Raw genomic sequence first — 13,499 nt, 5'->3', positions numbered from 1 at the left:
CCGGCGACACAAGGTCGCCGGGGAGGTTTGTATTCTAGATATCCGCTACGTCTCCCGGTTTCGGCAGTTCAACGGGCGCGTCGGTCTTCTCCTTCAGCGCGGCGGCGAGCGCCGCGCGCTGGTCCGGCTCGCCGTGCACCAGGAAGATCCGCTTCGGCCGGGTGCGGGCGACGTAGTCCAGCAGTTCATTCCGGTCCGCGTGCGCGCTGAAGGCATCGAGATCGACCACTTCCGCTTTCGGTTCGAACCAGTCGCCGAAGATGCGGACCTTCTTCTCGCCGTTCAGCAGGCGGCGGCCGAGGGTGTGCGCGGCCTGGAACCCGACCATGACCACGGTGTTCTTCGGGTTCTCGATGCCGTGCTTGAGATGGTGCAGGATGCGCCCGTGCTCGCACATGCCGGAGGCGGCGATGATGATGCAGGAATCCGGGCAGGCGGTCACGGCCTTGGACTCGTCGACGCTGGCGATGTACCGCACCCATTCCGGGTACATGACCGAGCCGAACCGGTGGTTGAGCTGGCGGTACTCGTCGTCCAGGTAGTCCGCGAACTGCTCGAACAGGCCGCTGATCGCGGTGGCCATGGGGCTGTCGACGTAGACCCGCAGGTTGGCGAGGCGCCCGGCCTGGACCAGCGAGGCGAGGTGGTAGACCACCTCCTGCGTCCGCTCCAGCGCGAACGAGGGAATCATTACCTTGCCGCCGCGCCGCAGGGTCCGCTGGACGACGTCGCATAACTGGTCCTCCGCGGCGGCGGCCTCGCCGTGCAGGCGGTCGCCGTAGGTGCTTTCCAGCACCAGGGCATCCAGGTTCTCCATGGGCTCGGGGTCGCGGATCAGGGGCAGGCCCTCGCGCCCCAGGTCCACGGCGAAGCCGGCGCGTTTCTCCGCGCCGTCGCGCCGTTCCGTGAAAACCGTCAGCGCGGCGCCGAGGATGTGGCCGGCGTCGCGGAACGTCGCCTGCAGGCCGGGCGCGACGTCCACGGGCTCCCCGTAGCGGTAGCCCCGGAACAGCCCCAGCGCGGCCTCGGCGTCCCGCAGGGTATAGAGGGGCACCACGGGCTCCTCGCCCTTCCGGCTGGTCTTCTGGTTCAGGTAGGCGGCGTCCTGCTCCTGGATGTGCGCCGAGTCCCGCAGCATCACGCCGCAGAGCGCCGCGGTGGCCGTGGTGGCGTGGATCGGTCCGCGGAAGCCGGCGCGCGCGAGGGAGGGCAGGTTGCCGCAGTGGTCGATGTGCGCGTGCGAGAGGACCACGGAGTCGAGACTCTTCGGATCGAACGGCAGGCGGCTGTTGATCTCCCGGGACTCCGCGCGGCGGCCCTGGTAGAGGCCGCAGTCGCGCAGCACGCGAGCGCCGTTGGATTCGACGAGGTGCTGGGTGCCGGTCACCGTGTCCACGCCGCCGAGGAATTGTAATCGCATCATCGCTCTCCGGTTGTCGGTTACCTTACCGTGCGGACGCGGCGCGCGCAACCCTCCCGCGCGTGAAGGGTCTCGCGGCGATGGCCAGGCCGCGCGATCTGCGCTATCATGGGAACCGCCTCATGAAGAGCCCGAAATCCAGGACCTGGCGCGCGGTGTTCCGCGCGCTCTTCCGCGCGTGGGGGCCCCAGCACTGGTGGCCGGGCCGCACCCGCTTCGAGGTGGTCGTCGGCGCGGTCCTCACCCAGAACACCGCCTGGGGCAACGTGGAAAAGGCCATCGCGCGGCTGCGCCGCGCGGGCGCGCTGTCCCTCCCGCGGCTCCACGCCCTGCCCCGGCGCCGGCTGGAAACCCTGATCCGCCCGGCCGGCTATTTCCGCGTCAAGGCCCGCCGGCTCCGCGCCCTGACCTCCCGCGTGACCGCGCGACACGGCAGCCTGCCGCGGCTGTTCCGGCTCGAGACCGGCGCGCTCCGCGCGGAGCTGCTCGACATCCACGGGATCGGCCCCGAAACGGCGGACAGCATCCTGCTGTATGCCGCGGGCCGGCCGGTGTTCGTCGTGGACGCGTACACGCGCCGGTTCATGGCGCGGCACGGATGGATCGATCCGCGGGCGTCCTACGACGACATCGCGCGCGCGTTCACGCGCGCGCTGCCGCGGGAGACCCGGTTGTTCAACGAGTTCCACGCCCTCATCGTCCGGCTGGGCAAGACGCACTGCCGCGCCGCGCCGCGCTGCGCGGATTGCCCGCTGGCCCGCTGGCTGCCCCGGGGAGGACCCCGGCCGTGAAATGGCCGGCCGTGATCGCCGGGGCGGTGCTGGCCCTGGCCGGGTGCCGGGCGCCCGTCCCGCCGAACCCCGCCCCCGTGCCGCCCCCGGCGTTCGTCGGGCGGGTGATCCGGGTCAACTCGGCCGCCGGGTTCGTCGTCCTGCAATGTGAGCGCTTGCCTTCCGAGGGTGAAACACTCACACTGTATCGAGGAAATGAACCGGCAGGCACGCTCCGGGTGACCGGGCCGTTCCGGCCCCCGTTCGTCACGGCGGACGTGGTCGCGGGCCGGCCGCAAAACGGGGACGCAGCCCGAAAAGACGCCCGGGACACGGCGGCACCGGGGAAGGACGGGGAAAACCTATGAACCTGGCGTTTTTAAGCAGACTGGGCGTTCCGGAAATCATCCTGATTCTCCTGGTGATCCTGCTGCTCTTCGGCGCGAAGAAACTGCCCGAGCTGGCGCGCTCTCTGGGGCGCAGCATGCAGGAGTTCAAGAAGGGCCAGAAGGAAGGCGCCGAGGCCAAGCCGGAAGAAGACCAGAAACCGGACTCGGCCCCCAAGAACGGGTAGCGCGACCGTCAGGGCCCGGCTTCCGGGCTCGCCGCGGATTCGTCCGATGGCGTTCGCCAGGCTTGCAACTCCGGCCGGCTCATCCACTCGTTGACCGCGTCGGCGCCGATCAGCGCCGAGGCCCGCTGGAAGGTGGCCAGGACCTCGTTCGTCTTCGCCTGCCGCGCATGGCAAACGGCCAGGGTGAACAGGGCCGACGGATGGCCGGGCTCCTGCTGAAGGATGCTTTCCAGCGTGGTCAGCGCCTTCTCGTATTCTCCCGCGAGGCTGTACGCCTCGGCCAGGTCGTTCTGGACATCCAGGCTGTCGAGTTCCAGGTTGACGATCTTCCTCAAGTGAGGGATAGCGGCGCGGGGCTGGTCGCTCTTGAGATACGACGTGGCGGCGAGGCGATGGGCCTCCTCGGAATAGGGATCGCTTTCGAGCATCCACTCGGCGACCTGGCGGCACAACTCGTGCTCGCCGAGTTGCTCGAGCGTCTCGGCCAGCAGGAGGCGCGCGCCGGCGTCGGCCGGCTGCGCATCCAGGGCCGCGACCAGGTGCGCCACCGCGTCCGCGGGGCGGGCGGTGTCGGCGAGGTGCCGCGCCAGGGCCAGGTGCAGGGCCGCCGACGCCGGGTGAATTTCCAGCGCCGTGCGCAAGTGGGCTTCCGCCTCGGCCTTCCGGTTCTTCATCCGCAGCCCTTCCGCCTCGGCCAGCCGGTCCGGCAGCTGCCGCCAGGCGGCGATCCGGTCCGGCAATTCGGCGGGGATCGTGTTGGTCGAGACCGCTTCCGGGAGAGGGCCCGGGGTTTCCGCGGCCCGCGCCTGCTGCCGGGTCGCCGCCCGGTAGCGCAGGAAGTGCGACAGGACCACCAGCATCATGACGCCGCCCATGAACAGGCTGAAGGCGACCAGCAAGTTGTTGAGACGGCCGCTCAAGTATTTTCGCCAGAGGGATCTGAACGTGTTCTTGCGCCGGCGGCGGACACGGCCGCGGGGCGGAGGGGCCCCCTCCGGGGCCGGGGACACGCCCGGGGAATCTCCGGCGGGAGGGGTAGCCGGCGTCACCCTCTGCCTGGCCCACAGTTGCCGGGAACGGCGGGACACGTGATAGGGTTGATTCGCCTTGCGATAAATATCGCCCGAGTTTTCCATGCGGCCCCACTCTACGCGGTTCGCGGGCGGATTCAAGGCGGGAACGCCGCGTCGTCAGCGGCGGGAAGACCCGGGGACCAGCGGCCGCAACTCGGCGGGGACCGGCATGGCGGGATCCATGGAGAGCAGGTCGCGCAGCACTTCGGCCGCCAGATGTTCCTGGCCTCCGCGGAAGTGCGCGAGGGCCAGGCGCAGACCGATTTCGAGCTGCACCCGCGTGGGATACCAGCGCGACCGGCCCCAGGCGCGCTCGAGCACGTTGGCGGCCTCGGCATACTGCCCCTGGCTCATCAGGGCGAAGCCGAGGGTGTCCATGAAGAGCGGATTGGCCGGGTCGAGAATCAAGGCCTGGCGCGCCAGCCGCGCGGCCTCTTCCAGGTCGCGGTTTTCATCGGCCAGCAGGTAGGCCAGGTTGTTATAGGCCCGGGCCTGCCGGGGATCCTCCCGGATCGCCTGGCGATAGAACGCCTCCGCCTCCGCGGTCCGGTCCAGATCCCGGCACAGGTTGCCGAGCGAGACGAGCATCGCGGGCGAACTCGCGCCGGCCGCGCGGGCGGCCTCGTAATCTTCCAGGGCCAGGACCGCCTGCCCGGCGGCCTCGTAGTACCGTCCGCGGGAGACCAGTTCCTCGGGGCTCAAATCCCGGCGGGGTTTGTCGGGGGGACACATCAAGAGGGCGCGATGGTCCATGGCGCGCCACCGCGAAAGGAATTCGCGGGCCGGCAGGCTCGCCCGCCCGCCGGGCAGGCCGTCCGTCAGCATCGCCCCGTCCGTCTCGCTATACCCCAGGACCAGCACGTCGCCGGCCTTGCCGGAAGACGGATCCTCCAGCCGCGCCAGCACCGGGAGGCCGCGGCGGAGCCAATCCTGCAGGCGCGCTTCCGACGCGGAACAGGGATAGGCCCAGAGCCCCTGCCGCCCGATGGCTCGCACCAGGGCCTCTTCCGAGGCCGGCAGGTCCGCCGGATCCTCTCCCGGCGCGGCCAGCGCCCCGGGGCGCAAAGGCCGGCCCCAGAACTTCAGGACGGCCGCTACGGGCGCCAGTTCGCCGTGCGCGCGAAACCCGCTGACGCGCGGAACCTGGGCGATCCAGGCGGCCCGGTCCGGCTCCCGGGCCGCGGCCTTGCGGAAATCGCGGTCGGGCCCGGACGTGGCGCAGCCGGCCCCGAAGAGGGCGGCCAAGAATAGAAGCAGGAGCCTGAACGCTCCCGGGAAAGAGGAACGCTGGCCTCGCGCGGCGGGCATCACCACGGGGCCAGTTTATCCAGCACGTTCTCCACGCCGGGGGTGGAGCGGGCGATCCCGATCGCCCGGGAACGGACATAGCCGCTGGAGATGGCGCCTTCCATGATGGCCATGCCGTCGCGGACCATGACGCCGAAGGCGTACGGGGCCGTCACGGGATCCTCCTCCAGGCGCCGGACGATTTCGTCGGCGAGCCGCTGGTTCGCCGCCGCCTGCTCATCCGTCGGCCCGGGCATCGTGGCACACCCCGCGGCCCCGAGCATCCACACCGCGCACCACACCGCAATCACGCGAAGAGTTTTCATCGTTGCGCCTTTCCTGCCCGTGCTGTTTTCTGAAGAGTATGCCAGCCGCGCATTCCCGTCAATCGGCGATGGCCCGCAGTCACACATGACCATTCACGGCCGTGAAGCGATTTGTTACGATTGAAACCCGACAAAATAGGGTTCGCGTAAGCACGCCGGCCTTTCCCTTTTCAGGGCGCGGGCTTATAAACGGGAAACGCGGAGCCGCCAACCCGTTCCGCAGGAGAACCCGATGAAAAGAATCCGCCTTTTCGTGCTCGCCGTCGGCGGGGCGCTGGCCGCCCTGGCCGCGGATCCCGTGATCCCCGATCTCTACGAGCGCCAGGACCTGCCCGGCCTCGACAGCTCATGGATCAGCCACATCACCTACTTCCTTGAAAAGGGCGGCGACAGCGGGATGCTGGTCGTCGAGATCCAGGACCAGAAGATCACCTACCTCGATGTCCCCCTGACGCTGTGGCAGGAGTTCCAGCAGACGGATTCGCCGGGCTCGCTGTACGGCAAGAAGGTGAAGCAGAAGTTCGAGCGGGTCGAGGGCGATCCGCTCTGGATGCGGTACGACGCCGCGCCGCCGGAGACGCTCGCAGGCCGGGTGACCTGTTCCTTCAACGAGGAATGCGAAACGGTCGTCGTCCAGGCCCTCGCCGAGGCCCAGCGCACGGTCCGCGTGGCGGCCTACGCCTTCACCCGCAGCCGCATTGCCCGCGCCATGGTCGAGGCGCACGAGCGCGGCGTCGACCTCCAGGTCAAGATGGACTCGAAGCAGGCGGAATACCCCCTGGCCTCTCGCACCATCGAGTGGCTTCGAAGCAAGGGCATCCCCGTGACCCTGATCACCGTGTCCGGCGACTACGCGGCGATGCACAACAAGTTCATCGTCATCGACGAACAGGTCGTCCTGACGGGGAGTTTCAACTTCACCACGACGGCGGTCACGGCGAACTGGGAAAACATGCTGCGGGTCGACTCGCCGGAGATCGCGGCACGGTTCCTGGCCTACTGGGAAGTGATCGCGTCGAATTAGCGCAAGACCCCGGCGGACTTGTCCCGCCGGTGAATGAGCCCCGGTCACGGCGCGGCGGGTTCGAACAGTTCCCCGAACTCCAGCTCGCGGGCGCGGGCAATGGCTTCGCCGAACCGCTCCTCGTCCCGGCGGGCCCGCCCGGCGAGATCCAGCAGGTAGAGATAGCGCCCGGTCTCCGCCATCGCCTTCGGGATGCGGACGCCCACGACCGGTTGCCCCCGGGCCAGCCGGTACGAAAGCCTTTCGCCGCTGAACGGATCGCGCGGGACGCGCCGGCCCGGCGGGCGCTCGGGCCACCGGCCCTCGCGCGCGCGGCGCGCCGCCGCCGCGTAAAGCAGCGCGGCCATATCCCATTGCGCGCGGGCCAGGCGGCACCGCTGGTCCATTTCTGCCGCCGGGGGGACCAGCAACAATATCAACGGATTGGCCGCCGCGTCCGGAACCTTCAGCGATTCCATGCGCTCGGCGTCTAACCGGAGCAGGATCGGTGCGCCCTCCCGGAAACGCTGCTCCATGGCCCGCGCCAGTTCCTCCATGCGCGCCCGGTACCCCGACAGCCAGCCTTCGAAAACGGACGCGTCTTCCGCCGATGCGGCCGCGGCGGCGCGTTCCACCGCCGGGGCCAAAGGCCCGGCCCCGAGGCGGTTCCGCATCCGTTCTATCGCGCCCACGGGATCCTGCCGCACCCAAGCAGACCACCGGTCGGCCTCGTCGCGGAGCCAGGCCGCCGAATCGAACGATGGCCCGGCCGCCCCGCCGAAGCCGTTCGTGAGCGCGGCCAGGGCCTCCGACCCCGGCTCGCCGACGAGAAACCCTTCGACAGATTCGATCACGGCCTGCGTCATCTCCGCCGCGGCCAGTCCGGAAACCGCGTTCTTCTCGGCCTCCACGCGCCGGATCATGTCCAGGAGTGCGACATAAGCCTGCGCGGCTTCCGCTTCGCGGCTCGCGAAGTCCAACGCCTGCGCCATGGCGCACACCCTCCGGCAGAGCAGGGTCAGCCGGGGCAGGTGCGCGACGTCCAGGAAAGGCCCGCCGGGCGACCGGACGCCGAAATCGCACTCCGCGCAAGCCGAGGCCTGGGCCAGTGCCTCCCGGACGGGCTGCTCGGAAAGCAGCCAGTTCAAGACGGACGGCCGCGCCTCCAGGATCCGCGGTGGCAGGAGGGGCAACTCCTCGTCCACGAAGCGCAACAGTTCCAGTTGCCCCGGGGTCCGCGCCGGCCGCAGGAGACCGATCGCTTTCCAGTAGAAGAAGGCCGCGTTGTCGGAAACGGGGGCGGCCTGCGCCGCCGCGGCCCACAACCCCGCCAGCAGAAGAATCCGTTTCATGATCCGATCCCTATTCCGGTACGGACACGCGGATCGTGTACACGCGCGGGCCGTTGGTCGGCATCGCGCCGGAGGTTGCCGCGGTGAAATCGTCCGTGAACACGTGCCGGGCCGCGCCGGGGTTGGTCGTCAGCCACGATCCGACGGGCGCGTTGGTGTTGGCGAAGGGCTGCCAGTTCCAGCCCGAGCCCAGGCCGTCCGCGAAGAACACCTGGTACCGCCGCGGCCCGGACACGGGATGCTCGATGCGGAACGCGCCGCCCGCCAGGCCGGCCTGCTCCAGCCGCAACACATCGTTGGAGTCATCGGCCCCGGTGTTCATCACGTATTCCTCGTAGTTCAGCGCGCCGTCCTCGTCCAGGTCGCCCGCGGCGTCCGCCACGAGCGCCGACAGCCCATTGGACGCCTCGTACCCGTCCGGCATGCCGTCGCCGTCGCTGTCCGGATTCATGTGCTGGGTGCCGATCCCCCACTCGTTGGTGTTCGGAAGCCCGTCGCCGTCCACGTCCTGCGCCGACGCCAGGCTGAACGCCAGGGCCACGCTGAACCCGGTCGCCATGTTGTACGCCTCGAACTGCTCGGTCAGCGGCAGCTCGCGGTGATCCCAGCCCGCGTTGGCAACCGCGGCGGTGATCGCGCCGCAGTGATCGCCGAGCACCATGTAAGCCTCGCCGCCCTGCGTGTTGCGCAGGCCGCGGAAGACCGGGTCGGACACCCGCTGCAGGTTCTGCGTGCCGTTGAACATCAGGTCCAGCTGGTTCGGCCCGAGTCCGAACCGCGTGTACAACGTGCCGACGGCCGCCGCCAGCCCGTATTCCGCCACGGCCACGTCCCGCCCGTGCGGCAGGGTGATCTTCTTCACGATCCGCCCGTCGCTCGAAACGAAGGTCCACGAGTTGGACCCGGCCACCGGCGCCGACAGGGCGAAGTCCATGTCCACGTAGGCGTTGGTCTGCCCGGTGCTGTACCGGTCCTTGAAGGCGGAACACCGGTTGTTGTCGGCGCCCTCGTTCTCGCTCTCCTCGGCCGGGTTGCTGACCGGCGCGCCGATCACCATCCGCGCGTCGCCGCTGCCGATCGCGGCGTCGTACACGAAGGCCTTGACCAGCCGCGCGCCCCAGCGCTCGAAGCACAGGTAGACCTTGTTGTTGCACAGGATGTACTCGTCCAGCGTGTCGTCGTCCACGTCCGCGGCGCGCACCGTGGTGCGCGGGCCCTGGGCGCCGCTGCGGACGTCGGCGACCCACTCCGCCGCGTCCGCCATGACGCCCATGTCCCGCACGTGCCCGTGCAGCCGGATGGCCCAGGAGGAAGTCCAGTCGTACGTGGTGTCTTCGTAGGACTCGTCGCAGTTCCCGTCGGCCGTACCGCGGTTGAACCCGCCCTGGGCCAGGTCCTGGTAGTTGCGCGACTTGTACTGGTCCGGGTTGGCGTCCTCGTCGTGCCAGGCCGTCTCGTAGATCATCGCGCTGTAGCTCCACTCGGCGATCTTCTTGAGCTGGTCCGAGTCCGCGATGGACTGGATCGCGTCCCACGAGTCGCGCATCAGCGTGCCCGGCGTGTTGAGGTCGCCGTACATCTTCATCCCGCCCGGCGACCAGCTGTCGTGGAGCACGGGCACGCGGCTGAAGAAGCTCTCCTCCTGCGCGCTGCCGTAGTACCAGCGGTCATAGTCGTGCTCGCTCGCCCGCTTGAGCCACTCGTAGGTCTGGCTGGTCTTGTCGTAGACATAACCGTGATCCACCACCCAGCTCGAATCCGACGCCGCCCAGCCGGCGACCGTGCTCAACTTCACGAACTCGATCCACGGGTGGTTGGCCGCCCAGCGCAGCGTGTTGTGGAACTGGTCCGCGTTGTTGTTCGGCGTGGCCGACGCGAACGAGTTGCCCGCGAACGCCTCCCAGTCGTCGAAGACCAGCGTCAGCTTGGACGAATCCGCGTCCCGCGCCTTCTGGAGCAGCGTGTAGCGCGTGTCCTTCATCATGCCGCCGTCGTCGTTGCCGAACTTCGACTGGTCCTCGCGGTCGTTGATCATGAAGCAGTAGACGCCGTTGATCTTGTGGACCTTGTGGTGGTAGGGCTCCTCGTCGTTCCCCTGCCCGCCCGCCCAGCGCCCGCAGTTGGCGGTGTCCCAGCCCGCGTTCGTCTGCTCGCCCGAATAGAACCACCAGTGCAGGTGCGTCACCTCGTCCAGGTAGGTCGCCGTGAAATCGGTCGCCGCGATCTCCTCGAACGTCTTGCCGTCGAGCGGGCCCGCCGGGTCCGCGTAGGCGTTGTTCGTGTCCGACCGGATCACGCGCTCGGGCACGTGCATGACCTTCATGTCGCTCTCGGAGAGCCCGAACAGGTGCTGGAGCAGCTCGCTGTTCTGCTCGATGCTCTTCGCGTTCACCTGTCCCTCGAAATACGGCATGATGTGCTCCGCCAGCACCCCGCCGATCAATCCGCCCGGCCCCGTCGTGACGAAGGCCTTCACGCGGTTCAGAAACGTCGGCCCGTCGCGGTTCGGGTAGCCGGCCTCCGACGGGTTCTGCGCGGCCCACAGGAACGACATCAGCAGCGTCCCGCTGATGTGCAGGTTGATCGGCGTGTCGAACATCTCCGCCGAGTCGAGCAGCCGGACAAACCCGGGCTTCAGGTCGGCCGAGTAATCCGTGAAAATATGCCCCTGCGTCCCGCTGCGCGTGGCCACGGACTGGTTGGCGTGGGCGATCACCGCGTACTTCGCGCGGCCGGTCGTCGCGGCGCCGCTGACGGCGCCGTTCAGCCAGCCGGTGGTCGAGGAGGTGCCCCTGACCAGGGCGCCGAAATGATCCACGATGTCGCTCCCGTCAATTTCCCCGCCGCCCCCGGACGTCCCGTCCCGGCAGGTGAACGGCTGGAGGGAGAGCGAAGACGGCGAACCGTCCCATCCGCGCGCGGTCAGGAACGAGCGCTTGATCCCGAACTCGACGCCGTCGAGGTCGTTGCGCCAGTAGCTGCCCAGGTAATCGCTCCCGTGCGTACTCCAGTCCGTCGCGTAGAGGGTGCCCGCCGAGGCGTTGTACACGGCCACGCACGCTTCCCAGGGATGATCCGTCTTGGTATCCATGAAGTCCGGCAGCCACTCCTGCCCGCCCGAGGCGCAGTCGATCGCGAGGTAGGCATCCACCTCGCTGTTCTCCCATCCGTAGCCGAGGTCGAAGAAATCCATGCGGAAGTACAGGTTCGTGCCGTCGTCGTGCGAGTAGAAAGCGACCAGGTCGCGGCCCGTGTCGGCGTAGTTGGAAAACTTGTACTGGTCATCGTTCGCGTCCAGAGCCCGGATGTCGCCCTGCCCCCAGTCCTGGAACTCCTGGTACCAGGTCACGCCCTTCTTGTCCGTCCCTACCGCCGGCCCGGCGCCGATGGTGATGGCGCCGGCCTGCAAGCCGAACAGCATACCGACAGCCAAAACCAGATAAAGCGTTTTACTTATCATGTTTTCCCTCTTCCTGACCATACGGTGAATGTCGCTACTGTACCCGCCGCTTGCGTTTTTGAACAGGGCAAAGACCCGCTTTTGTCGCCCTGCGCGTCGCATGCTGGTTTTCCAATGTTTGGAAAAAATGCGGAGAATATTTCCAAACATTGGAAAACACGGAGCTCCGAAACACGATGGGCGGCCCGGAGGCCGCCCATCGGCACGACTGAATCAGGGAACGGGTTTATTCCTCTTCGACTTCCACTTCTTCCTCCGTCACCTCGTCGACGGCGGCTTCGTCGGCGGCCTCGACGTCGATCTCCTCGATCGTCTCGCCGGTTTCCTCGTCCTCGATCATCATCTCGTCCACCTCGATGCCCGGCCCGCCCTGCATCCGGCTGGCCGCCAAGCTCTGGAAGTACTGGGCCATGGTGGCGAGGTCCGACCGAGACAGGCGGATCTGGGAAGCCAGGTTGCCGTTCTCGGTCTCCGAGAAGCCGGCCAGCATCAGCGACGTGGCCGGCAGGCCGTCCATGACCTCGGCCGGGACGTCCGGCACGGCCTTCATGAACGTGCGGACGAGGTCCAGGATCTTGATCCAGCTGACGTCGGTCGCCGCGGCCGGCAGGTCCGGCAACAGGGCGCGGCAGGCCGCGTCCGCGCTCACGGGGACGCCGCCCCCGCCCTTGAGCGAGTCGATGACGTTGTCCATGACCGTGGACGAGCCGATGGTGTAGACGAGGTGGCCGTCCACGTAGGCGAGCTCGTACTTCATATCGGTGAACCACTGGCTCAAGAACGCGGGCATCTCGCTCTTGGCCTCTTCCGGGAGCTCGATCACGTAGTGGTACGGGGTGATGTCCACGCCCTCGTAGGCGCGCGGTTCGCCGACCTCGATCTTCATCGAGAACGGCTGCTTCTCGGCGCCCTCGGCGGCCTGCGCGGCCGCCGCGGCCGACATCTGCTGCACGGCGGCGATCATCTTGTCCATCGCGCCCTTGACCTGGGCCATGTCGCGGATGGCGATGACCTGGATGAAGTCGACGGGCAGGTTGCCGGAGCCGGGGACGATGCCGAAGGCGTAGTCGCCCACGAACTGGCCCTTGATGGCCTCGAGGCCCTCGCGCAGGGCCGGCGCCAACCCGGCGAAGGACTCGCCCATGGCGCCGTACATCTCGTCCGTCATCTCGGCATAGGCGTCGAGGAATTCATCCGGCAGAACGAAGAACCCGCTCATCGCCAGCAGGGCGTTGCCCGGGATCAGCGAGGACACCTTCGCCGAGGGCGCCCGCAGCTCGCCGATGACGCGCTGCAGGACGGTGCCGGCGGCGGGCTCGATCAGCGTGGAGATCGTCAGGGCGCTCCCGTCGGCCTTGAGGCCGATCATCACGTTTTCGGTCTGCCGGAGCAGCTTGATGAGGCCCTTGAACTCGGCCTGCAGGACTCGGCTCGCGTCGATCGGGCCGGCGGACGGCGCCGCGGCGGCGGCCTGGGTCATCTGCTCGATCAGCGGCTCGAGCTTGTCGGCGTTCCGGCGGCAGGGCACGGAGAGGACGACGGTGCCGGAGGCCGGCAGGTTGGCCGAGGCGAGCTGGCCGTCGCGCAGCGCCTGGAGGCCGTCGCGGACGAGCGCCTGCTGGGCGCCGACGAGCAACTGGCCTTCCGCGGGCGCGACGAAGACGCTCTGCATCGGGAAGGGCGCCGGGGATGCGGGATCGGCCGCGTATTCCGTCACGCCGTCCACAGCCTCGCCGGGCTGCATGAACGTCGAGACGGCCTCGAGATACGCCGCGCCGTCGCCCTGGACGGGCAGGGAGATCAGGACCGGGGGCTCGCCGGCGGTCCCAGCGGCCTGCGGATCGAAGACGAACAGGCGTATCGTGCCGTCGGTGGCCAGGCCTTCGAATTCGGGCGCCATCATGAACCCGCCCAGCGTCTGGAGAATCATCTCCTTGGTAAGCGGTGCGCCGACATCCGTGGCCAGGTTGCCGACCTGCTCGGCCATTGCTTCAAGGCCCCGGATTTCCACGGTCACCATCACCGGCGGAAGTTCCGCACGGGCGGAGGGAAGGATCAAAGCCACCAGCATCCACAGCGCAAGCATCCTCTTCATACATGCCCCTTTCATGCTAGATTGAACCGCACTTGGCACCTTATACGCCCGCCGCGCAGGCGGCGCCAGCGTATTTTTGCGCCACGGAATATACACCGAATTGACCCTTTTTCACCGCCGGCCTACACTTTCGGCCATG

Annotated in this window: 11 protein-coding genes; 4 read left to right on the top strand and 7 right to left on the bottom strand. The window is 68.4% G+C overall.

Features of this window, described 5'->3' with window-relative positions; all coding sequences use genetic code 11:
- Positions 1-34: 34 nt before the first annotated feature.
- Positions 35-1,423, bottom strand: coding sequence for an MBL fold metallo-hydrolase (locus KA248_03360; protein MBP7828938.1), 1,389 nt, complete (start codon positions 1,421-1,423; stop codon positions 35-37).
- A 119-nt stretch (positions 1,424-1,542) separates the two neighbouring features.
- On the opposite strand from KA248_03360, the gene KA248_03355 reads away from it, so the two are divergent.
- Genes KA248_03355 through KA248_03345 form a run of 3 tightly spaced genes read left to right on the top strand, consistent with a single transcriptional unit; the run spans position 1,543 to position 2,764 of the window.
- On the top strand, positions 1,543-2,211 hold the full coding sequence (locus KA248_03355) for a hypothetical protein (protein MBP7828937.1): 669 nt from the start codon (positions 1,543-1,545) through the stop codon (positions 2,209-2,211).
- Complete coding sequence (locus KA248_03350) at positions 2,208-2,558, top strand: hypothetical protein (protein ID MBP7828936.1); 351 nt, start codon at positions 2,208-2,210, stop codon at positions 2,556-2,558. The genes KA248_03355 and KA248_03350 overlap by 4 nt, the downstream gene beginning before the upstream one ends.
- Positions 2,555-2,764, top strand: coding sequence for a twin-arginine translocase TatA/TatE family subunit (locus KA248_03345; protein ID MBP7828935.1), 210 nt, complete (start codon positions 2,555-2,557; stop codon positions 2,762-2,764). Before KA248_03350 ends, KA248_03345 begins: the two co-directional genes overlap by 4 nt.
- 8 nt (positions 2,765-2,772) lie before the next feature.
- On the opposite strand, the gene KA248_03340 is transcribed toward KA248_03345, so the two are convergent.
- The 3 genes from KA248_03340 to KA248_03330 all read right to left on the bottom strand — a co-directional run bounded on the left by KA248_03340 (position 2,773) and on the right by KA248_03330 (position 5,450).
- A complete protein-coding gene (locus KA248_03340; protein MBP7828934.1) occupies positions 2,773-3,684 on the bottom strand; it encodes a tetratricopeptide repeat protein in 912 nt (303 codons plus the stop codon).
- 270 nt (positions 3,685-3,954) lie between these two features.
- Entirely contained in the window at positions 3,955-5,082 is a 1,128-nt protein-coding gene (locus KA248_03335) for a tetratricopeptide repeat protein (GenBank protein ID MBP7828933.1), read from the bottom strand.
- A gap of 62 nt (positions 5,083-5,144) precedes the next feature.
- Entirely contained in the window at positions 5,145-5,450 is a 306-nt protein-coding gene (locus KA248_03330) for a BON domain-containing protein (protein ID MBP7828932.1), read from the bottom strand.
- Positions 5,451-5,682: 232 nt separating this feature from the next.
- On the opposite strand from KA248_03330, the gene KA248_03325 reads away from it, so the two are divergent.
- Positions 5,683-6,474, top strand: coding sequence for a hypothetical protein (locus tag KA248_03325; protein ID MBP7828931.1), 792 nt, complete (start codon positions 5,683-5,685; stop codon positions 6,472-6,474).
- A gap of 44 nt (positions 6,475-6,518) precedes the next feature.
- Here the strand turns inward: KA248_03325 and KA248_03320 are convergent, their stop codons facing one another.
- The 3 genes from KA248_03320 to KA248_03310 form a co-directional block, all read right to left on the bottom strand.
- On the bottom strand, positions 6,519-7,805 hold the full coding sequence (locus KA248_03320; protein MBP7828930.1) for a hypothetical protein: 1,287 nt from the start codon (positions 7,803-7,805) through the stop codon (positions 6,519-6,521).
- A 10-nt stretch (positions 7,806-7,815) separates the two neighbouring features.
- A complete protein-coding gene (locus KA248_03315; protein ID MBP7828929.1) occupies positions 7,816-11,265 on the bottom strand; it encodes a hypothetical protein in 3,450 nt (1,149 codons plus the stop codon).
- 226 nt (positions 11,266-11,491) lie between these two features.
- Complete coding sequence (locus KA248_03310) at positions 11,492-13,360, bottom strand: hypothetical protein (GenBank protein ID MBP7828928.1); 1,869 nt, start codon at positions 13,358-13,360, stop codon at positions 11,492-11,494.
- Positions 13,361-13,499: the final 139 nt, after the last annotated feature.

The sequence above is a fragment of the Kiritimatiellia bacterium genome, assembly GCA_018001225.1.
Classification (GTDB): Bacteria; Verrucomicrobiota; Kiritimatiellia; order CAIQIC01; family JAGNIJ01; genus JAGNIJ01.
Note: the sequence above shows the minus strand (reverse complement) of the source record. Positions and strands in the feature narration are given on the sequence as shown.

Excerpts from the sequence above, each read along its gene's own strand:
- KA248_03360 (MBP7828938.1), bottom strand. The coding sequence starts at position 1,423 with ATGATGCGATTACAATTCCTCGGCGGCGTGGACACGGTGACCGGCACC.
- KA248_03355 (MBP7828937.1), top strand. The coding sequence starts at position 1,543 with ATGAAGAGCCCGAAATCCAGGACCTGGCGCGCGGTGTTCCGCGCGCTC.
- KA248_03345 (MBP7828935.1), top strand. The coding sequence starts at position 2,555 with ATGAACCTGGCGTTTTTAAGCAGACTGGGCGTTCCGGAAATCATCCTG.
- KA248_03330 (MBP7828932.1), bottom strand. The coding sequence starts at position 5,450 with ATGAAAACTCTTCGCGTGATTGCGGTGTGGTGCGCGGTGTGGATGCTC.
- KA248_03325 (MBP7828931.1), top strand. The coding sequence starts at position 5,683 with ATGAAAAGAATCCGCCTTTTCGTGCTCGCCGTCGGCGGGGCGCTGGCC.
- KA248_03320 (MBP7828930.1), bottom strand. The coding sequence starts at position 7,805 with ATGAAACGGATTCTTCTGCTGGCGGGGTTGTGGGCCGCGGCGGCGCAG.
- KA248_03315 (MBP7828929.1), bottom strand. The coding sequence starts at position 11,265 with ATGATAAGTAAAACGCTTTATCTGGTTTTGGCTGTCGGTATGCTGTTC.
- KA248_03310 (MBP7828928.1), bottom strand. The coding sequence starts at position 13,360 with ATGAAGAGGATGCTTGCGCTGTGGATGCTGGTGGCTTTGATCCTTCCC.